The 19,292-nt window shown below is 55.4% G+C and carries 20 protein-coding genes; 11 read left to right on the top strand and 9 right to left on the bottom strand.

Features of this window, described 5'->3' with window-relative positions:
- Positions 1-22: 22 nt before the first annotated feature.
- Entirely contained in the window at positions 23-1,756 is a 1,734-nt protein-coding gene (gene argS / locus AC2FAP_RS08620; protein WP_014170653.1) for an arginine--tRNA ligase, read from the bottom strand.
- A 239-nt stretch (positions 1,757-1,995) separates the two neighbouring features.
- Here argS and AC2FAP_RS08615 point away from each other — a divergent pair, with 239 nt between their 5' ends.
- On the top strand, positions 1,996-2,556 hold the full coding sequence (locus AC2FAP_RS08615; RefSeq protein WP_047744849.1) for a VOC family protein: 561 nt from the start codon (positions 1,996-1,998) through the stop codon (positions 2,554-2,556).
- Positions 2,557-2,632: 76 nt separating this feature from the next.
- On the top strand, positions 2,633-3,376 hold the full coding sequence (cutC, locus tag AC2FAP_RS08610; protein WP_032678433.1) for a copper homeostasis protein CutC: 744 nt from the start codon (positions 2,633-2,635) through the stop codon (positions 3,374-3,376).
- A 184-nt stretch (positions 3,377-3,560) separates the two neighbouring features.
- On the opposite strand, the gene cmoB is transcribed toward cutC, so the two are convergent.
- From cmoB to AC2FAP_RS08585, 5 genes are read right to left on the bottom strand one after another with little or no spacing between them, the layout of a single operon-like run.
- Complete coding sequence (gene cmoB, locus AC2FAP_RS08605; protein ID WP_020883389.1) at positions 3,561-4,532, bottom strand: tRNA 5-methoxyuridine(34)/uridine 5-oxyacetic acid(34) synthase CmoB; 972 nt, start codon at positions 4,530-4,532, stop codon at positions 3,561-3,563.
- On the bottom strand, positions 4,529-5,272 hold the full coding sequence (gene cmoA, locus AC2FAP_RS08600; protein ID WP_020883390.1) for a carboxy-S-adenosyl-L-methionine synthase CmoA: 744 nt from the start codon (positions 5,270-5,272) through the stop codon (positions 4,529-4,531). Before cmoA ends, cmoB begins: the two co-directional genes overlap by 4 nt.
- A gap of 40 nt (positions 5,273-5,312) precedes the next feature.
- Positions 5,313-5,708 carry an MAPEG family protein gene (locus AC2FAP_RS08595; RefSeq protein ID WP_020883391.1) on the bottom strand — a complete coding sequence of 132 codons (396 nt, stop codon included), beginning with the start codon at positions 5,706-5,708 and terminating at the stop codon, positions 5,313-5,315.
- Positions 5,709-5,759: 51 nt separating this feature from the next.
- Positions 5,760-6,578 (bottom strand): DUF72 domain-containing protein, encoded by an 819-nt coding sequence (locus AC2FAP_RS08590; protein ID WP_270292134.1) that lies wholly within the window; start codon positions 6,576-6,578, stop codon positions 5,760-5,762.
- On the bottom strand, positions 6,575-7,141 hold the full coding sequence (locus tag AC2FAP_RS08585) for a hydrolase (protein ID WP_032678431.1): 567 nt from the start codon (positions 7,139-7,141) through the stop codon (positions 6,575-6,577). Before AC2FAP_RS08585 ends, AC2FAP_RS08590 begins: the two co-directional genes overlap by 4 nt.
- A gap of 264 nt (positions 7,142-7,405) precedes the next feature.
- Here AC2FAP_RS08585 and aspS point away from each other — a divergent pair, with 264 nt between their 5' ends.
- From aspS to ruvB, 6 genes are all read left to right on the top strand, one after another.
- Complete coding sequence (aspS, locus tag AC2FAP_RS08580) at positions 7,406-9,193, top strand: aspartate--tRNA ligase (protein WP_032678430.1); 1,788 nt, start codon at positions 7,406-7,408, stop codon at positions 9,191-9,193.
- Between the two features lies 1 nt (position 9,194).
- The gene (gene nudB, locus AC2FAP_RS08575; protein WP_014170644.1) at positions 9,195-9,638 is read left to right on the top strand and encodes a dihydroneopterin triphosphate diphosphatase; all 444 of its coding nucleotides are present in this window, start codon (positions 9,195-9,197) and stop codon (positions 9,636-9,638) included.
- 27 nt (positions 9,639-9,665) lie between these two features.
- Complete coding sequence (locus AC2FAP_RS08570; protein ID WP_014170643.1) at positions 9,666-10,406, top strand: YebC/PmpR family DNA-binding transcriptional regulator; 741 nt, start codon at positions 9,666-9,668, stop codon at positions 10,404-10,406.
- Positions 10,407-10,440: 34 nt separating this feature from the next.
- On the top strand, positions 10,441-10,962 hold the full coding sequence (gene ruvC, locus AC2FAP_RS08565; RefSeq protein ID WP_025203848.1) for a crossover junction endodeoxyribonuclease RuvC: 522 nt from the start codon (positions 10,441-10,443) through the stop codon (positions 10,960-10,962).
- A gap of 80 nt (positions 10,963-11,042) precedes the next feature.
- The gene (gene ruvA / locus AC2FAP_RS08560) at positions 11,043-11,654 is read left to right on the top strand and encodes a Holliday junction branch migration protein RuvA (RefSeq protein ID WP_020883395.1); all 612 of its coding nucleotides are present in this window, start codon (positions 11,043-11,045) and stop codon (positions 11,652-11,654) included.
- An 8-nt stretch (positions 11,655-11,662) separates the two neighbouring features.
- Entirely contained in the window at positions 11,663-12,673 is a 1,011-nt protein-coding gene (gene ruvB, locus AC2FAP_RS08555) for a Holliday junction branch migration DNA helicase RuvB (protein ID WP_449541758.1), read from the top strand.
- Positions 12,674-12,712: 39 nt separating this feature from the next.
- Here ruvB and znuB read toward each other — a convergent pair whose 3' ends face one another.
- Positions 12,713-13,498, bottom strand: coding sequence for a zinc ABC transporter permease subunit ZnuB (znuB, locus tag AC2FAP_RS08550; RefSeq protein WP_485452906.1), 786 nt, complete (start codon positions 13,496-13,498; stop codon positions 12,713-12,715).
- Entirely contained in the window at positions 13,495-14,250 is a 756-nt protein-coding gene (gene znuC / locus AC2FAP_RS08545; protein WP_014170638.1) for a zinc ABC transporter ATP-binding protein ZnuC, read from the bottom strand. Before znuC ends, znuB begins: the two co-directional genes overlap by 4 nt.
- A 77-nt stretch (positions 14,251-14,327) precedes the next feature.
- Between znuC and znuA the strand changes: the two genes are divergently transcribed.
- From znuA to lpxM, 3 genes are all read left to right on the top strand, one after another.
- Positions 14,328-15,272, top strand: a complete 945-nt coding sequence (gene znuA / locus AC2FAP_RS08540; RefSeq protein WP_025203849.1) for a zinc ABC transporter substrate-binding protein ZnuA — start codon at positions 14,328-14,330, stop codon at positions 15,270-15,272.
- Positions 15,273-15,287: 15 nt separating this feature from the next.
- Positions 15,288-16,607, top strand: a complete 1,320-nt coding sequence (gene mepM / locus AC2FAP_RS08535) for a murein DD-endopeptidase MepM (RefSeq protein ID WP_014170636.1) — start codon at positions 15,288-15,290, stop codon at positions 16,605-16,607.
- A 119-nt stretch (positions 16,608-16,726) separates the two neighbouring features.
- A complete protein-coding gene (gene lpxM / locus AC2FAP_RS08530; protein ID WP_032678429.1) occupies positions 16,727-17,698 on the top strand; it encodes a lauroyl-Kdo(2)-lipid IV(A) myristoyltransferase in 972 nt (323 codons plus the stop codon).
- A gap of 55 nt (positions 17,699-17,753) precedes the next feature.
- On the opposite strand, the gene pyk is transcribed toward lpxM, so the two are convergent.
- Positions 17,754-19,196, bottom strand: coding sequence for a pyruvate kinase (gene pyk, locus AC2FAP_RS08525; RefSeq protein WP_020883399.1), 1,443 nt, complete (start codon positions 19,194-19,196; stop codon positions 17,754-17,756).
- Between the last annotated feature and the right edge of the window lie 96 nt (positions 19,197-19,292).

Raw genomic sequence — 19,292 nt, 5'->3', positions numbered from 1 at the left:
CGGCGATGGCCGGGTTTGTTTATTACATGCGCTCTACGGTTTCGATACCCAGGGTATCCAGACCCAGCTTCAGGGTCTTCGCCGTCAGCTGAGCCAGCTTCAGGCGGCTGTTGCGGACCGCTTCGCTTTCCGCAGACAGGATAGGGCAGTGTTCGTAGAAACCGGAGAACAGACCCGCCAGATCGTACAGGTAAGAGCACATCACGTGCGGGGTACCGTCACGTGCGACAACGGCCAGCGTCTCTTCAAACTGCAGCAGACGTGCCGCCAGCTGGGCTTCGCGATCTTCGGAAATGATCACCTCAGCATTGGCCAGCGCGCTTTCATCGATACTGGCTTTACGGAACACGGAGAGCACACGGGTGTAGGCATACTGCATATACGGCGCAGTATTACCTTCAAAGGCCAGCATGTTATCCCAGTCGAAGATATAGTCGGTGGTACGGTTCTTGGAGAGATCCGCGTACTTCACTGCACCGATACCCACGGCGTTGGCGAGTTTTTCCAGCTCATCGGCAGGCATATCCGGATTCTTCTCAGCCACCAGACGGCGGGCGCGTTCCAGCGCTTCGTCCAGCAGGTCGGACAGCTTCACGGTACCGCCCGCACGGGTTTTGAAAGGCTTACCGTCTTTACCCAGCATCATGCCGAACATATGGTGTTCAAGCGGCACGGAATCCGGCACGTAGCCTGCTTTGCGCACGATAGTCCACGCCTGCATCAGGTGCTGGTGCTGACGGGAGTCGATGTAGTACAGCACGCGGTCCGCATGCAGCGTTTCGTAACGGTATTTTGCACAGGCGATATCGGTGGTGGTGTAGAGATAGCCGCCATCCTTTTTCTGGATGATCACGCCCATCGGTTCACCTTCCTTGTTTTTATACTCATCAAGGAACACGACCGTCGCGCCTTCGCTCTCAACCGCCAGGTTTTTGGCCTTCAGGTCAGCCACAATGCCAGGCAGCATCGGGTTATAGAGGCTTTCACCCATCACATCGTCACGGGTCAGGGTGACGTTCAGACGGTTATAGGTGAGCTGGTTCTGGGACATGGTGATGTCAACCAGTTTGCGCCACATCTCGAGGAAGTACGGGTCGCCGCCCTGCAGTTTTACCACGTAACTGCGCGCGCGCTCGGCAAAAGCGTCGTCTTCATCGTAATGTTTTTTAGCTTCGCGGTAGAACCCTTCCAGGTCTGCCAGGGCCATCTCACCCGCGTTTTCCTGCTGCTGTTTTTCCAGGTAAGCAATCAGCATCCCGAACTGGGTACCCCAGTCGCCCACGTGGTTCGCGCGGATCACTTTGTGACCGAGGAATTCCAGGGTACGCACGGCCGCGTCACCGATAATGGTGGAACGCAGGTGCCCGACGTGCATCTCTTTCGCCACGTTTGGCGCTGAGTAGTCAATCACCACGGTCTGCGCTTCTGGCTGGGAAACACCCAGACGGTCAGATTTCAGCGCCGCGTCAACGTGGCGTGCCAGGAAAGCAGGCTCAAGGAAGATGTTGATAAATCCAGGGCCGGCGATTTCAGTTTTGCTGGCAATACCGGTGAGATCCAGATGAGTCAGCACCTGCTCGGCGAGTTGTCGCGGCGGCATACCCAGTTTTTTAGCCACTGCCATCACGCCATTAGCCTGATAGTCGCCAAACTGTACTTTTGCTGACTGACGAACCTGCGGTTCGCAATCCGCAGGCGCACCTGCGGCAATCAGTGCCTGACTGACTTTTTCGGAGAGAAGAGCCTGAATATTCACCTGGATACCTTACATTTTTGATGCGGGCAAATAACCGCCCGCGCCAGTTAAAGAATTTAGGGCGGGAGTATACTGCAAATGCCTTCTGGCGTCAGCATTGCGGGGGCCGAAGATTGCGCAGAATCCAGGCTAAGAAAGCATGCATAAACATGCAGTCGTAAAAACCGCTATTCAGAGGTTGGTCGAAAGAGGGCAACAGAGTAAATTAGCGGCTTTGCGACACGATAAGAGACTGACGTATGGCGAACTGGCACTCCATTGACGAACTGCATGATATTTCCGCAGATTTACCGCGCTTCACCCAGGCGTTCACAGAACTTGCCACCCGCCTTGGTCTGGATATTGCGCCGCTTGAGGCCGATCATATCTCCTTGCGCTGCCATCAGAACGCAACCGCCGAGCGCTGGCGTCGCGGGTTTGAACAGTGTGGCGAGTTGCTCTCCGAGAACATCATCAACGGTCGCCCCATCTGTCTGTTCAAACTGCATGAACCGGTGTGCGTGGCTCACTGGCAGTTCAGTGTGGTCGAATTGCCCTGGCCGGGCGAGAAACGCTACCCGCATGAAGGCTGGGAGCATATCGAAATTGTCCTGCCGGGTGAGCCCGAAACGCTGAATGCTCGTGCACTGGCGCTGCTGTCTGACGAGGGTCTGAGCAAGCCTGGCATTTTTGTGAAAACAAGTTCCCCGAAAGGCGAAGGTGAGCGTCTGCCTAATCCTACTCTGGCCGTCACTGACGGACAGGTTACCGTGAAGTTCCATCCCTGGACGATTGAACAGATTGTTGCCAGCGAAGCATAAGATGTGACCGTACGCTGAGACCGGGCGTAGCCTGCGTGTCATGATGGTGCGTTAAGTGGATATTAAGGAGGATGTAATGGCGCTGCTGGAGATTTGTTGTTACAGCGTGGAGTGTGCCGTCACCGCGCAACAGCACGGGGCTGACCGCATTGAACTGTGTGCCGCACCCAAAGAGGGTGGGTTAACGCCTTCATACGGGATGCTGAAGTCTGCCCGTCAGGCTGTCACCCTTCCGGTACACCCGATTATTCGTCCTCGCGGCGGCGATTTCTGTTACACGCCGGGCGAGTTCAGTGCCATGCTTGAAGATATCACTCTCGTTGGCGATCTTGGATTCCCCGGCCTGGTTATTGGGTTGCTTGATGAAGACGGCAATGTCGATCTGCCGCGCATGCGTCAGGCCATGAACGCGGCAAAAGGGATGGCGGTCACTTTTCATCGCGCGTTTGATATGTGTAAAGATCCCCTGCAATCCTTTGATATTCTTGCTGAACTTGGCGTGGCGCGGGTCCTGACATCGGGTCAGCAGTCCTCTGCTGAAAAAGGACTGCAATTAATTACGGAACTAAAAGCACATTCCGGTGTTCCAATAATAATGGCGGGTGCGGGAGTACGTGCCAGCAATATGGAACTGTTTTTAAACGCCGGGGTAGAGGAGCTTCACAGCTCTGCGGGCAAATGGATGCCATCGCCCATGCGTTATCGCAACACAGGGTTGTCAATGTCGACGGATGCTGAAGCGGATGAGTACTCACGCTACGGTGTAGAGGGAGCGTCGGTTGCGGTAATGAAATCGATGATTGAACGTCATCACGTGTAGCAACGTACCGATTTTTACCGCGCATCATGTCGCCCAATATGATGCTTGCTTGTACCAGGCCCCTGCAATTTCAACAGGGGCCTTTTTTTATGCCCCTCACCCTAACCCTCTCCCCAAAGAGGAGAGGGGACAGTACGGTGCGGTCTTTTCTCCCGCGCCCCTTTGGGAAGAGGGCCGGGAAAATCTACGGTTTCGTCGCGATCAACACCGCGCGCATTGGCGCAGGATACCCTTCGACAGTCTTGCTGTGGTCTGCCGGGTCGAGGAATTCCGCCAGCGATTCGGTGATCATCCAGTCGGTGCGACGCTGTTCTTCAGTTGACGTTACGCAAACATCGGCAATACGGACATCCACAAAACCGCACTTCTCCAGCCAGTTTTTCAGCGCCGGCGCGGAAGGAATAAAGTAAACGTTCCGCATCTGCGCATAGCGATCGCCCGGCACCAGAACGGTATTCTCATCACCCTCAACCACCAGCGTTTCCAGCACCAGCTCGCCGCCGCTGACTAGCTGATCTTTCAATTGCCACAGATGTTCGAGTGGGGAGCGGCGGTGGTACAGGACACCCATCGAAAACACGGTGTCAAACGCCTTCAGGGCAGGGAGCTGCTCAATACCCAACGGCAGCAGGTGCGCGCGCTGGTCGTTACCCAGCAATTTACGCACCGCTTCAAACTGGCACAGGAACAGCTGCATAGGGTCAATCCCCACCGCCAGATGTGCCCCTGCGCCAATCATGCGCCACATGTGGTACCCGCTGCCGCAGCCAACATCCAGAATGGTTCGCCCGGTGAGGTCGGAAAGGTGAGGCAGCACGCGATCCCATTTCCAGTCAGAACGCCATTCAGTATTAATGTTAACGCCGTAGAGTGAGAACGGACCTTTGCGCCACGGCATCAGGTTACGCATCAGCGTTTCAATGCGGTTTATCTGCCCGGGCGGAAGCGGCGTTTCGCTTTGCGCGGTAACGCTGTGGAGCAGATCCAGACGGTGCGGAGTCAGTTCCGGCAGAAACTCCACCGCGTTGGACCACTGCTTTAACAGACCATGCTGCTGATCCCGCTGCCAGGCAGCAATTTGTGCAGGCAGCGTCTCCAGCCAGTGGGAGAGGTGGTTTTTGGCAATCAGCTGATAGAAATTACTGAACTCGATCATGCGATGTCCCCACCTTTCAGCGCCACCAGCGAGCCGAAGTTGAAGCACTGGAACCACAGTTCGCTGTGCTCGAAGCCTGCCTGACGCAGGCGTGCTTTATGGGTTTCGACGGAGTCCGTCAGCATCACGTTTTCGAGCATGCTACGTTTCTGGCTAATTTCCAGCTCGCTATAGCCGTTGGCCCGTTTGAAGTCGTGGTGCATATTGAACAGCAGCTCACCCACTTCGGCATCTTCAAAGCTGAATTTCTCGGACAGCACCAGCGCGCCACCGGGTTTCAGGCCTTTATAAATTTTGTCCAGCAACAGCTGACGGTCTTCAGGCACCAGGAACTGCAGAGTAAAATTCAGAACCACCAGAGACGCGTTATTGATGTCGATATCACGGATATCACCTTCCACAACCTCGACTGGCGTCGGGGCTTTATACGCGTCGATGTGGCGACGGCAGCGTTCCACCATGGCCGGGGAGTTATCAACGGCAATGATTTTGCAGCCTTCATGGTGAACGTTACGACGAACCGACAGCGTTGCCGCGCCGAGCGAGCAGCCCAGATCATATACCTGCGTGCCGGGTTGAACGAAACGCTCAGCCAGCATGCCGATCATAGAGATGATATTGGAATAACCGGGAACAGAGCGCTGGATCATATCCGGGAAGACTTCGGCTACCCGTTCATCAAAGGTCCAGTCGCCCAGGCTGGCGATAGGCGCGGAAAAAAGCGTGTCGCGATCTGACATAACGTAAAAATCCGGGAAAAATAAAGTGGCGTATTGTGCGCTAATGGAAGGAGAAAACCAACTCCCACGGCATATACCAAAGGTTAGCCAGCACCATCAGCAAAAGCGAACACCAGGTCGCGCTCATGCCGGAACGACGCCAGCGGAATAAGCGGTGGTGAAAGCCGTAATAATGCATTAACCGGCCGGCAATCAGAAGCAGGCCGCAGACGTGCACCATCCAGGTTTCCGCGCCGTTCATTTCCATAAACAGCAGCAAAATTAACGCAACGGGGATGTACTCAACCGCGTTACCGTGAATGCGGATAGCGCTCTGTAACTCCGAAAAACCGCCGTCACCGTAAGAAACACGGTACTGCATTCGCAGGCGCACAACATCAAATGAAAACTTAATCAGCAGTAATGCACCTAACACCGCATACAGCGCGCTGACCATACTAACTCCCTGTTTTTGGCAGATGGCACCTTCCTATGATAGGGGCTGATATCAGAAAAGAGAAGATTGTTGTGGGATAGAAGGGGCGTTGCCAACGGACGGAACCGCAGCCTGCAAGGCCTGCCAGAGAACATCGACCAGTTCGGGGGCGTGAGCGATATCCGGCGTATGGAGAAAGAGATACGGCGTGGTGGTTTGCTCCCATTTCGCTAATTTTTGCAGCCAGACGGCGAACATCTCCTGGTTTTGCTGCATGTTATCGCTGCCGATAAACCTGACCATCGGGTTTTGCGCGGTGACCACGGCGTGAACAGGCACTCTGGGCTTTTTACGCTGGGCATCAATGATGGCCTCGTTATGCGGAATGGCGCTGTGCACGGGACGGCTGTCGAGAATCACCCGGTTCACCCCGCGCGCATGTAAGCCACGGTTAAGCGCCGTTTCATCCTCTCCCTTGGCAAAAAACGCCGCATGTCTCACCTCAACGCCGTAGGTAAAGTCTTTGGGCAGGGTATCAAGAAACTGCCATAGCGCAGGCAGGTCGCGTGGGCTAAAGGTGGCCGGAAGCTGCAACCAGTACTGACCGATGCGGTTCGCCAGCGGTGACATCCGGCCAAAGAACTCGTCGGTCAAATCACCGCAGTTTCGCAGCGCAGCGGTGTGGGAGATCGTCGCCGGAAACTTGAAGCAGAAGCGGAAATCATCGGTCGTCTGGTCGCGCCAGCGCTCAACAATCTCTGCTCTGGGTAGCGCGTAGAGGGTGGTATTGCCCTCGACGCAGTTGAAATGACGGGCATATTCTTCAAGGCTGGTAATACCCAGGCGCACCCATTTCGGGTGCGACCACTGGGGCAGGCCAAGGTAGATCATAGGGCGCTTATAATGTCGTCCGTGCTACGCACGCGGCCAATGCGCGGGAAGATGTGGGTCATACTGCCCTGGTGCTGCTCCGCAGACGCTGCGCTGCATGCATCTTCAGCAATCACCAGGTTAAAGCCCAGCTCCCAGGCGTTCCGGGCGGTGGATTCCACGCCAATGTTGGTGGAGATCCCACAGAGAATCAGGGTGTCGATACCGCGCCGACGCAGCTGCAGCTCAAGATCGGTGCCGTAGAATGCGCCCCACTGCCGTTTGGTCACTTCGATATCGCTGTCCCGTTTGCCGAGCGAAACCGGATAGGTCCACCAGTTTTCAGGAAGTGAATGTGCTGCAACCTGAGCATCAACAGGCTGTTTTAAGGCCTCAGCGAAATCCGCTGACCAGCCAACGCGCACCATGATCACAGGGGCACCGCTGGCACGGCATTTTTCTGCCAGACGCGCGGCGCGGCTGACAACATCTTCAGCGCTGTGCGGGCCTCCGGCAAACGGCAGGATCCCTTCCTGTAAATCAATCACCACAAGCGCGGTTTTGCGGGCATTAAGTGTTAACATGGTAACTCCAGTGAAATGAGTCGCTTCCGCTACACCTTACGACGTAATGACCTGTTATCGGTCGGATAATTTTGTTAATTTTTGTGAGAATACACAATAAGCGCGCAGCAAACGACCGTCTGGCCGTGGTTCGCTCTTATCGTCTGGCGGAATTTCCAGTATAATAGCCGCCTTTTTTCATCCAGTTGTGACATACAGAAAGCTGCGACATAGTAGCCTGCATTCCAGGCGACATTTAGCCTGCGGCTAATTAAGGGATATCTCATGCGTACAGAATATTGCGGGCAGCTGCGTCAGTCCCACGTTGGACAGCAGGTAACCCTGTGTGGTTGGGTCAATCGTCGTCGTGATCTTGGGAGCCTTATCTTCATCGATATGCGCGACCGCGAAGGTATCGTTCAGGTGTTCTTCGACCCAGATCGCGCAGATGCGTTGAAGCTGGCTTCTGAGCTGCGTAATGAGTTCTGCATTCAGGTCACCGGCACCGTACGTGCGCGTGACGAGAAAAACGTTAACGCAGACATGGCGACCGGCGCAATTGAAGTGCTGGCGTCGGATCTGGTTATCATCAACCGTGCTGAAGCGCTGCCGCTGGACTCCAACCACGTCAACACTGAAGAAGCGCGTCTGAAATACCGCTATCTGGACCTGCGTCGTCCGGAAATGGCTCAGCGCCTGAAAACCCGTGCGAAAATCACCAGCCTGGTGCGTCGCTTTATGGATGACCACGGTTTCCTCGACATCGAAACCCCGATGCTGACCAAAGCCACGCCGGAAGGCGCGCGCGATTACCTGGTTCCATCCCGTGTACACAAAGGCAAATTCTACGCGCTGCCACAGTCTCCTCAGCTGTTCAAACAGCTGCTGATGATGTCCGGCTTCGATCGCTACTATCAGATTGTAAAATGCTTCCGCGACGAAGACCTGCGTGCTGATCGTCAGCCAGAATTTACCCAGATCGATGTGGAAACCTCCTTCATGACGGCCGAGCAGGTGCGTGAAGTGATGGAAGCCCTGGTGCGCAGTCTGTGGAATGACGTGAAAGGCGTGGAACTGGGTGATTTCCCCATCATGACCTTCGCTGAAGCTGAACGTCGCTACGGTTCTGACAAACCAGACCTGCGTAACCCGATGGAGCTGGTGGACGTTGCAGACCTGGTGAAATCCGTTGAGTTCGCGGTATTTGCCGGCCCGGCTAACGATCCAAAAGGTCGCGTGGCTGCCCTGCGTGTACCGGGCGGTGCGGCGCTGAGCCGTAAGCAGATTGACGATTACGGCAACTTCATCAAGATCTACGGCGCGAAAGGTCTGGCCTATATTAAAGTGACCGAACGTGCGAAAGGTCTGGAAGGCATTACCAGCCCGGTGGCGAAATTCCTGAACGCGGAAATCGTGGAAGCGATCCTCGAGCGTACCGGCGCACAGGATGGCGACATGATCTTCTTTGGCGCAGACAACAAGAAAATCGTTGCTGACGCGATGGGCGCGCTGCGTCTGAAGCTGGGTAAAGACCTGAGCCTGACGGACGAGAGCAAATGGGCTCCGCTGTGGGTAATCGACTTCCCAATGTTCGAAGACGACGGTGAAGGCGGCCTGACCGCAATGCACCACCCGTTCACCTCGCCAAAAGACATGACGGCGGCAGAGCTGAAAGCGGCACCGGAAGATGCGGTAGCAAACGCGTATGACATGGTTATCAACGGCTACGAAGTGGGTGGCGGTTCCGTGCGTATTCACAGCGGCGAAATGCAGCAAACCGTGTTTGGTATTCTGGGAATCAACGAGCACGAACAGCGCGAGAAATTCGGCTTCCTGCTGGACGCCCTGAAATACGGTACGCCGCCACACGCGGGTCTGGCATTCGGTCTTGACCGTTTGACCATGCTGCTGACCGGCACCGACAACATTCGTGATGTTATCGCCTTCCCGAAAACCACGGCTGCGGCATGTCTGATGACGGAAGCTCCAAGCTTTGCCAACCCGGCCGCGCTGGCTGAGCTGGGCATTCAGGTGCTTCCGAAAGCTTCAAAAGAGATTTCGGAGAACGAATAATATGCAGTATAAGCGTCCCGTTTCGGTTCTGGTTGTCATTTATGCAGAAGATACGAAACGGGTGCTGATGTTGCAGCGGCGCGATGACCCTGATTTCTGGCAGTCGGTTACCGGCAGCCTGGAAGAGGGGGAGACCGCGTCGCAGGCCGCCGCGCGCGAAGTAAAGGAAGAGGTCACCATTGACGTTGCTTGCGAGCAACTGACCCTGAAGGACTGTCAGCGCACGGTGGAGTTTGAAATTTTTAGCCATTTACGTCATCGCTATGCGCCGGGTATTGAGCGCAATACGGAATCGTGGTTCTGTCTCGCGCTCCCCCATGAACGGGAGATCGTGTTTACCGAACACCTGACCTACCGCTGGGTGGATGCGGCGGATGCCGCTGCACTGACCAAATCGTGGAGCAACCGGCAGGCGATTGAAGAATTTGTAATTAACGTAGCCTGAAAAGGCGCGCTCTTTGAGGAAATTTTTATGGCAGGTCATAGTAAGTGGGCCAACACCAAACACCGCAAAGCGGCACAGGATGCCAAGCGCGGTAAGATCTTCACCAAAATTATTCGTGAGCTGGTTACAGCGGCACGTCTGGGCGGCGGCGATGCGGCGTCTAACCCGCGTCTGCGCGCGGCAGTGGATAAAGCCCTGTCCAACAACATGACGCGTGACACCCTGAACCGTGCTATCGCACGTGGCGTAGGCGGTGATGAAGACGCGAACATGGAAACCATCATTTATGAAGGTTACGGTCCTGGCGGTACGGCGGTGATGGTTGAATGTCTGTCCGACAACCGTAACCGTACCGTAGCGGAAGTGCGTCATGCCTTCAGCAAATGCGGTGGTAACCTGGGCACTGACGGCTCCGTGGCCTATCTGTTCAGCAAAAAAGGTGTCATTTCCTTCGAGAAAGGCGACGAAGACGTAATCATGGAAGCGGCGCTGGAAGCCGGTGCAGAAGACGTTGTGACCTATGATGATGGCGCAATCGACGTCTACACCGCGTGGGAAGAGATGGGCGCAGTACGTGACGCGCTGGAAGCGGCGGGTCTGAAAGCAGACAACGCTGAAGTCTCCATGATCCCGTCAACCAAAGCGGACATGGATGCGGAAACGGCACCTAAACTGCTGCGTCTGATCGACATGCTCGAAGACTGCGACGACGTGCAGGAAGTGTATCATAACGGTGAAATCTCTGATGAGGTTGCAGCGACTCTCTGATGAGAGCGTATAAACCGTTTACGGGAGACGCGTGATGTCGATTATCCTCGGGATTGACCCCGGCTCGCGCGTCACCGGTTATGGCGTCATCCGGCAGGTAGGGCGCCAGTTAACCTACCTTGGCAGCGGCTGTATTCGGACCAAAGTGGACGATCTGCCGTCGCGCCTGAAGCTAATCTATGCTGGCGTGTCGGAGATCATCACCCAGTTTCAGCCCGACTTTTTTGCCATTGAGCAGGTCTTTATGGCGAAAAACGCCGATTCAGCGTTAAAACTGGGTCAGGCACGGGGCGTTGCCATCGTTGCGGCGGTGAATCAGGATCTTCCGGTGTTCGAATACGCAGCCAGACAGGTCAAACAGACCGTCGTGGGGATTGGTAGCGCGGAGAAAAGTCAGGTGCAGCATATGGTGCGCACGCTTCTGAAGCTTCCCGCGAACCCGCAGGCAGACGCCGCCGATGCGCTGGCGATAGCCATTACCCACTGTCATATAAGCCAGAACGCGGTTCAGATGAGCGAATCGCGGCTTAATCTGGCGCGAGGCAGGTTACGATAATGACAAATCAGGCTGGATGTTTATCCAGCCTTTTTTTATTATGTCGGCAGTTAATTTCTTCCAGAACGCAGGAGCGTCACGTGATAGGCAGACTCAGAGGCATCATCATTGAAAAACAACCCCCGTTAGTGCTGCTGGAAGTCGGTGGCGTGGGCTATGAAGTCCATATGCCGATGACTTGCTTCTATGAGTTGCCGGATGCGGGCAAAGAGGCGATTGTCTTTACCCAGTTTGTGGTGCGTGAAGATGCCCAGTTGCTGTATGGCTTCAACAACAAACAGGAACGGATGCTGTTTCGCGAGCTGATCAAAACTAACGGCGTAGGGCCGAAGCTGGCGCTGGCTATTTTGTCCGGCATGTCCGCTCCACAGTTCGTCAATGCCGTTGAGCGCGAAGATCCTGCTGCGCTGATTAAACTCCCGGGTATCGGCAAGAAAACCGCGGAGCGTCTGATTGTCGAGATGAAAGACCGCTTTAAAGGTCTGCATGGCGATCTGTTTACGCCTGCCGCTGATCTGGTGCTTACCTCGCCGGGCGCACAAGCCTCTGACGATGCTGAACAGGAAGCGGTTGCTGCGCTGGTGGCGCTGGGATATAAACCTCAGGAGGCCAGCCGGATGGTGAGCAAAATTGCCAAACCGGATGCCAGCAGTGAAACCCTGATTCGTGAAGCGCTACGCGCGGCATTGTGAGGTAAAGGATGATTGAAGCTGATCGCCTGGTATCGGCAGGCACCCTTCAGACAGAAGACGTGGTGGATCGCGCCATCCGCCCGAAACTGCTTGATGAGTATATTGGCCAGCCGCAGGTTCGTTCTCAGATGGAGATCTTCATCCAGGCGGCAAAACTGCGCGGCGATGCACTCGATCACCTGCTGATTTTTGGCCCTCCCGGTCTGGGGAAAACCACGCTGGCGAACATTGTCGCCAATGAAATGGGCGTTAACCTGCGCACAACCTCTGGCCCGGTGCTGGAAAAAGCGGGCGATCTGGCGGCAATGTTGACCAACCTTGAACCGCATGACGTGCTGTTTATCGATGAGATCCACCGCCTGTCGCCGGTTGTGGAAGAGGTGCTCTATCCGGCAATGGAAGATTACCAGCTGGACATCATGATCGGTGAAGGTCCGGCAGCACGTTCCATCAAAATCGATCTGCCTCCGTTTACCCTGATTGGCGCGACGACGCGCGCCGGGTCATTGACCTCTCCGCTTCGCGATCGTTTTGGTATCGTTCAGCGTCTGGAGTTCTATCAGGTTGCGGATCTTCAGCATATCGTTGGCCGCAGTGCCCGCTATATGGGGCTGGAGATGAGCGAGGAAGGGGCGTTTGAGGTAGCGAAGCGCTCCCGGGGGACGCCGCGTATTGCGAACCGCCTGTTGCGTCGCGTACGTGACTTTTCCGAAGTAAAACACGATGGCACGATTTCGGCTGAGATTGCAGCGCAGGCGCTGGATATGCTGAATGTGGATGCTGAAGGCTTTGATTACATGGACCGTAAGCTGTTGCTGGCGGTACTGGATAAGTTCTTTGGCGGTCCGGTCGGACTGGATAACCTGGCGGCAGCGATTGGTGAAGAGCGCGAGACAATTGAAGATGTGCTTGAGCCGTATCTGATCCAGCAGGGTTTCTTGCAACGTACCCCGCGCGGTCGTATGGCAACGGTGCGGGCGTGGAACCATTTTGGTATTACCCCGCCAGCGATGCCGTAGCAGAGGTTCCCTCTCCCGGGTGGGAGAGGGGAGAGGCGATCAGCTTGCAGGCTTCTTCATCATACTGAAGATAAACAGCAGCGCCGCACACAGCACCACAGACGGGCCGGCAGAGGTATCGTAGAACGCCGAGAAGGTTAACCCTCCCGTTACCGCAATCATCCCGATGATAACCGCCACACCGGCCATTTGCTCCGGCGTACGGGCAAAACGACGCGCAGTGGCCGCGGGGATAATCAGCAGGGAAGTGATGATCAGCGCGCCGACGAATTTCATCGCCACACCAATCGTTAACGCCGTCACCAGCATCAGCAACAGCTTCACGCGCTGCAGCTTCACGCCATCGACAAACGCCAGATCCGGGCTGACGGTCATCGCCAGCAAATTACGCCACTGCCAGAGCAGAATACCCAGCACGACCACCACACCACCGGCGATGGAGATCAGATCTTCAGGCGTCACGGCCAGCAGGTCACCGAACAGGTAGGCCATCAGATCAACACGAATGTTCGACATCAGGCTCACGACCACCAGACCCAGCGACAGGGCGCTGTGGGCCATAATACCAAGCAGCGTATCGATGGCGAGGTGAGGGCGCTTTTCCAGCCATACCAGCCCTGCGGCCAGCAGCAGCGTGACCACAATCACCGCGTAGAAGGGATTCACGTCCAGTAACAGGCCAAAGGCAACGCCCAGCAGAGACGCGTGTGCCAGCGTATCGCCAAAATAGGACATTCTGCGCCATACCACAAACGAGCCCAGTGGGCCCGCGGCACAGGCAAGCATAATCCCGGCCAGCCAGCCGGGCAGTAACAGTTCAATCATGAGTGTCCATTTCCCCGGCGCAGGACAATTCGTCCCTGTAAATCATGGCGGTGATTGTGATGATGGCGATAAATTCCCAGCTGCTCAGCGCCGCGAGGGCCGAACATGGAGATGAATTCAGGGTGCATTGACACCACTTCCGGCGTGCCGGAACAGCAGATGTGATGGTTAAGGCACAGCACTTCGTCGGTCTTGGCCATCACCAGATGGAGATCGTGGGAAACCATCAGCACCGCACAGTTGAGTTCGCGACGTAGCTGGTCGATTAAATCGTAAAGTGCGACCTGACCATTGACGTCCACACCCTGCGTCGGCTCATCCAGCACCAGAAGCTGTGGGCTGCTCAACAGGGCGCGGGCAAGCAATACGCGCTGGGTTTCACCGCCGGACAGTTTCTGCAGCGGGGCATCAATCAGATGGCCTGCCTGCACGCGTTTCAACGCCGGAAGAATATCGGCTTTATGTGTCCCGGGGCGCAGACGCAGGAAGCGGCTAACCGTCAGCGGTAGTGTGGCGTCGAGGTGGAGTTTTTGCGGCACATAGCCGATGCGTAATTTTTCCTCACGGCGGATAACCCCTTCGTCAGGTGTTACCAGACCCAGCACCACACGCACCAGGGTGGATTTCCCTGCGCCATTGGGGCCGAGCAGCGTCAGAATTTTGCCGGGTTTCAGATCCAGCGACACGTCAGAGAGGACGCGGCGTTGGCCAAATGAGACCGAAATATTGTCGAGAGAAACCAAAGTCGTCATGTCAATTTAAGCTTGCAGAAGTCAACGAATGTTATAATATCACATCTCACGCATTCATTACGATGATTAGTCGCATTATGTTACATAAAAATACGCTTCTTTTCGCAGCATTATCCGCTGCCCTTTGGGGTTCAACAGCACAAGATGTTAACGCTGCTGTTGTCGCTTCGCTTAAACCGCTCGGTTTCATTGCTTCCGCGATTGCAGATGGGGTCACTGACACCCAGGTTCTGCTCCCTGATGGGGCTTCCGAGCATGATTATTCCCTGCGTCCATCTGATGTAAAACGCTTACAAAACGCGGACTTAGTTGTCTGGATTGGCCCAGAGATGGAAGCGTTTATGCAGAAGTCGGCAAAACAGGTGCCGGGCGAAAAACAGGTCGCCATTGCCGAACTCCCTGGCGTGAAACCGTTGCTCATGAAAGGGGCTGACGACGATGGTGATGAACATGATGCCGGACACGCCGACGGCGAAAAAGGTGATGGGGATCACCATCACGGCGAGTACAACATGCACCTTTGGCTATCCCCAGAGATAGCGCGGCTTTCGGCGGTTGCAATCCATGACAAATTAGTGGAACTTATGCCGCAAAGTCGAGCCAAACTAGACGCCAACCTGAAGGATTTTGAGGCACAATTAGCCGCAACCGATAAGCAGGTGGGTAATGAGCTCGCACCGTTGAAAGGAAAAGGGTATTTCGTTTTTCATGACGCCTATGGCTATTACGAGAAACACTACGGCCTGACCCCGCTGGGGCACTTTACCGTCAACCCTGAAATTCAACCTGGTGCGCAGCGTTTACATGAAATCAGAACACAGTTGGTTGAGCAGAAAGCGACATGCGTTTTTGCTGAGCCACAGTTCAGGCCAGCGGTCGTAGAAGCCGTGGCCAGGGGAACATCCGTGCGCATGGGAACCCTTGACCCGCTAGGAACGAATATCCAGTTGAGCAAAGCGAGCTATTCGCAGTTTCTCAGCCAACTGGCGAACCAGTATGCGAGCTGCCTGAAAGGAGATTAACGAGGAAGTGAATACGTGCAACAGATAGCCCGCTCTGTCGCCCTGGCATTTAACAATCTGCCTCGACCCCATCGCGTTATGCTGGGGTCTCTTACAGTTCTCACGTTAGCGGTCGCCGTCTGGCGGCCCTATGTTTACCATCCGAGTTCTGCCCCAATCATCAAAACCATCGAGCTTGAGAAGAGCGAGATCCGCTCTCTCCTCCCTGAGGCCAGTGAACCTATCGACCAGGCGGCTCAGGAAGATGAAGCCATCCCGCAGGATGAGCTGGACGATAAAACCGAGAATGAAGCGGGGATCCACGAATATGTCGTTTCGACGGGTGATACGTTAAGCAGCGTTCTGAACCAGTACGGTATCGACATGGGAAACATCAGCCAGCTGGCGGCGGCTGATAAAGATCTTCGTAATCTGAAAATTGGTCAACAGCTCTCCTGGACGTTAACCGCTGATGGCGATCTGCAACGCCTGACCTGGGAGATGTCCCGTCGCGAAACCCGCACCTACGATCGCACTGCAAACGGTTTCAAAATGACCAGTGAAATGCAGAAAGGCGACTGGGTGAACAGCGTGATGAAAGGGACCGTAGGCGCAAGCTTTGTCTCCAGCGCGCGCGATGCGGGGCTGACCAGCGCCGAGATCAGCTCGGTAATCAAAGCCATGCAGTGGCAAATGGACTTCCGCAAACTGAAGAAAGGCGATGAATTCTCCGTTCTCATGTCCCGTGAAATGCTTGACGGCAAGCGTGAGCAGAGCCAACTGGTGGGTGTGCGTCTGCGCTCTGATGGCAAAGATTACTACGCCATTCGTGCCGAAGACGGTAAGTTCTACGACCGCAGCGGTACCGGGCTTGCGAAGGGCTTCCTGCGCTTCCCGACGGCTAAACAATTCCGTGTCTCATCCAACTTTAACCCGCGCCGTTTGAACCCGGTAACCGGGCGTGTTGCGCCGCACCGTGGCGTTGACTTTGCCATGCCGCAGGGGACCCCTGTGCTGGCTGTGGGTGATGGCGAAGTGGTGATTGCAAAACGTAGCGGTGCAGCCGGGTATTATGTCGCGGTGCGTCATGGTCGTACCTACACCACCCGCTATATGCACCTGCGTAAGCTGCTGGTTAAGCCGGGACAGAAAGTGAAACGTGGCGACCGTATCGCGCTCTCCGGGAATACCGGGCGCTCTACCGGGCCGCATTTGCACTATGAGGTGTGGATTAACCAACAGGCAGTGAACCCGCTTACGGCGAAACTGCCGCGTACCGAAGGCCTGACAGGTAAAGATCGTTCCGATTACCTGGCGCAGGTGAAAGAGGTGATTCCGCAGCTGCGCTTTGATTAAGCCCTCTGTTTTGTGAAAAAGCCGGCCTCAGTATGTGCCGGCTTTTTGTTTTGTGCGCGAGCGGCTGCCTCGCTACACTATCTGAATGAAATTTTGCGTCACCAGACCCTGGAACCAGCATGGAAACCCAAAAAAACAATATTGAGTACATTCCTGAGTTTGAAAAATCTTTTCGCCACCCGCGCAACTGGAGTGCCTGGCTTGGCGTTTACGCATTTGCGGGGATTGCGATGTTACCTGCCTCGGTTCGCGATCCGGTACTGGGAAAAATAGGCCGCCTGGCGGGCCGGTTTGGTAAAAGTGCCCGTCGCCGTGCGCAGATTAACCTCCTGTACTGTTTCCCGGAGAAGAGTGACGCCGAGCGCGAAGCGCTGATTGACGACATGTACACGACCGCGCCTCAGGCCATGGCAATGATGGCCGAACTGGCGCTCAAAGGGCCGGAGAAAGTTCAGACGCGTGTTGACTGGAAAGGGCTGGAAATCATCGAAGAGATGCGCCGCAACAACGAGAAGGTGATCTTCCTCGTTCCTCACGGCTGGGGTGTGGATATTCCTGCGATGCTGATGGCGTCACAGGGGCAGAAAATGGCGGCAATGTTCCATAACCAGGGCAATAAGATCTTTGATTACGTCTGGAACACCGTGCGTCGCCGTTTTGGTGGCCGTCTGCATGCGCGTAATGATGGCATCAAACCGTTTATACAGTCCGTGCGTCAGGGCTACTGGGGTTACTATCTGCCGGATCAGGACCACGGCCCCGAGCACAGTGAGTTTGTGGATTTCTTCGCGACGTATAAAGCCACGTTGCCGGCGATTGGCCGCCTGATGAAAGTCTGCCGTGCGCGCGTCATTCCGCTGTTTCCGGTATACGACGGGAAAACCCATCGCCTGAGCATTGAAGTGCGTCCACCGATGGATGATTTACTGACGGCGGACGATCACACCATTGCGCGTCGAATGAACGAAGAGGTCGAGATTCTGGTGGGACCGCATGCTGAGCAATACACGTGGATACTGAAGTTGCTCAAAACGCGTAAGCCCGGTGAAACAGAGCCATACAAACGCAAAGAGCTTTTCCCGAAGAAATAAGCAGAAATAAAAAAAGCCCGCTCCGAAAAGAGCGGGCTTTTTAACAGGGGCGTGCTTACTCGACGGTCAATACGCGAGTGGTATTGGTCGAGCCGATGGTGCTCATCACGTCACCCTGAGTCACAATCACGATATCACCGGAGACCAGATAGCCTTTGTCACGCAGCAGGTTCACGGCGTCGTGGGCAGCCGCGACACCGTCGTTGGTGCTGTCGAAGTGAACCGGCGTGACACCGCGATACAGCGCCGTCAGGTTCAGCGTACGCTCGTGGCGAGACATGGCGAAGATGGGCAGACCGGAGCTGATACGGGAGGTCATCAACGCGGTACGGCCAGATTCGGTCATGGTGATAATCGCCGTTACGCCTTTCAGGTGGTTAGCGGCGTACATGGCAGACATCGCAATCGCTTCTTCCACGTTGTCGAACTGCACGTCAAGACGGTGTTTAGAGACGTTGATGCTTGGGATCTTTTCAGCACCCAGGCAAACGCGTGCCATCGCGGCTACGGTTTCAGCAGGATACTGGCCGGCTGCGGTTTCTGCAGAAAGCATTACGGCATCGGTACCGTCCAGCACGGCGTTAGCCACGTCCATCACCTCTGCACGGGTCGGCATTGGGTTGGTGATCATGGATTCCATCATCTGGGTTGCGGTGATCACGGCACGGTTAAGCTGACGTGCACGGCGGATCAGTGCTTTCTGGATCCCCACCAGCTCAGGGTCGCCAATTTCCACGCCCAGATCGCCACGGGCAACCATCACCACGTCAGAGGCCAGAATCACGTCATCCATCGCGTCCTGATCGCAAACGGCTTCCGCACGTTCCACTTTAGCAACGATTTTGGCATCACAGCCCGCATCACGTGCCAGACGGCGCGCGTAGTTCAGGTCTTCGCCACAGCGCGGGAAGGAGACGGCCAGGTAGTCAACGCCAATCAGCGCAGCGGTCACGATATCCGCTTTGTCTTTATCGGTCAGCGCTTCGGCTGAGAGGCCACCGCCGAGTTTGTTAATGCCTTTGTTGTTTGAGAGCGGGCCCCCGACGGTGACTTCGGTGAATACCTTCATCCCCTGAACTTCCAGCACTTTCAGCTGAACGCGACCGTCGTCGAGCAGCAGGATATCGCCAGGCACAACATCAGCCGGCAGACCTTTATAGTCGATCCCAACTTTTTCTTTATCGCCTTCGCCTTTACCCAGGTTGGCATCAAGCAGGAATTTGTCGCCGATATTGAGGAAGACTTTACCTTCTTTGAAGGTTGAAACACGAATTTTTGGACCCTGCAGGTCCCCGAGGATAGCAACATGACGGCCAAGTTTGGCCGCAATTTCACGCACTTTGTCGGCACGTAATTTATGGTCTTCTGGCGTACCGTGAGAGAAGTTCATACGCACCACGTTGGCACCCGCGGCGATAATTTTCTCGAGATTGTTATCGCGGTCAGTGGCCGGGCCTAAGGTGGTTACGATCTTGGTTCTGCGAAGCCTTCTGGACATGTAATACTCCGTTGACTGAAACAACTTTGGTGTTGCGTGAACATTAAATCGGCCTTCATCTGCTGCAAGGCAACAGAGAGAGGACCGAATGCCGTA

This window comes from Enterobacter cloacae complex sp. 394I7, from assembly GCF_057320345.1.
Note: the sequence above shows the minus strand (reverse complement) of the source record. Positions and strands in the feature narration are given on the sequence as shown.

What these genes read in the sequence shown, in the direction of transcription:
- cmoA (WP_020883390.1), bottom strand. Translation starts at nt 5,272, where the DNA reads ATGTCAGATCGCGACACGCTTTTTTCCGCGCCTATCGCCAGCCTGGGC.
- AC2FAP_RS08595 (WP_020883391.1), bottom strand. Translation starts at nt 5,708, where the DNA reads ATGGTCAGCGCGCTGTATGCGGTGTTAGGTGCATTACTGCTGATTAAG.
- ruvB (WP_449541758.1), top strand. Translation starts at nt 11,663, where the DNA reads ATGATTGAAGCTGATCGCCTGGTATCGGCAGGCACCCTTCAGACAGAA.
- AC2FAP_RS08615 (WP_047744849.1), top strand. Translation starts at nt 1,996, where the DNA reads ATGGCGAACTGGCACTCCATTGACGAACTGCATGATATTTCCGCAGAT.
- AC2FAP_RS08590 (WP_270292134.1), bottom strand. Translation starts at nt 6,578, where the DNA reads ATGATCTACCTTGGCCTGCCCCAGTGGTCGCACCCGAAATGGGTGCGC.
- znuC (WP_014170638.1), bottom strand. Translation starts at nt 14,250, where the DNA reads ATGACGACTTTGGTTTCTCTCGACAATATTTCGGTCTCATTTGGCCAA.
- nudB (WP_014170644.1), top strand. Translation starts at nt 9,195, where the DNA reads ATGCAGTATAAGCGTCCCGTTTCGGTTCTGGTTGTCATTTATGCAGAA.
- ruvC (WP_025203848.1), top strand. Translation starts at nt 10,441, where the DNA reads ATGTCGATTATCCTCGGGATTGACCCCGGCTCGCGCGTCACCGGTTAT.
- AC2FAP_RS08570 (WP_014170643.1), top strand. Translation starts at nt 9,666, where the DNA reads ATGGCAGGTCATAGTAAGTGGGCCAACACCAAACACCGCAAAGCGGCA.
- aspS (WP_032678430.1), top strand. Translation starts at nt 7,406, where the DNA reads ATGCGTACAGAATATTGCGGGCAGCTGCGTCAGTCCCACGTTGGACAG.
- cmoB (WP_020883389.1), bottom strand. Translation starts at nt 4,532, where the DNA reads ATGATCGAGTTCAGTAATTTCTATCAGCTGATTGCCAAAAACCACCTC.
- znuB (WP_485452906.1), bottom strand. Translation starts at nt 13,498, where the DNA reads ATGATTGAACTGTTACTGCCCGGCTGGCTGGCCGGGATTATGCTTGCC.
- lpxM (WP_032678429.1), top strand. Translation starts at nt 16,727, where the DNA reads ATGGAAACCCAAAAAAACAATATTGAGTACATTCCTGAGTTTGAAAAA.
- cutC (WP_032678433.1), top strand. Translation starts at nt 2,633, where the DNA reads ATGGCGCTGCTGGAGATTTGTTGTTACAGCGTGGAGTGTGCCGTCACC.
- pyk (WP_020883399.1), bottom strand. Translation starts at nt 19,196, where the DNA reads ATGTCCAGAAGGCTTCGCAGAACCAAGATCGTAACCACCTTAGGCCCG.
- znuA (WP_025203849.1), top strand. Translation starts at nt 14,328, where the DNA reads ATGTTACATAAAAATACGCTTCTTTTCGCAGCATTATCCGCTGCCCTT.
- AC2FAP_RS08585 (WP_032678431.1), bottom strand. Translation starts at nt 7,141, where the DNA reads ATGTTAACACTTAATGCCCGCAAAACCGCGCTTGTGGTGATTGATTTA.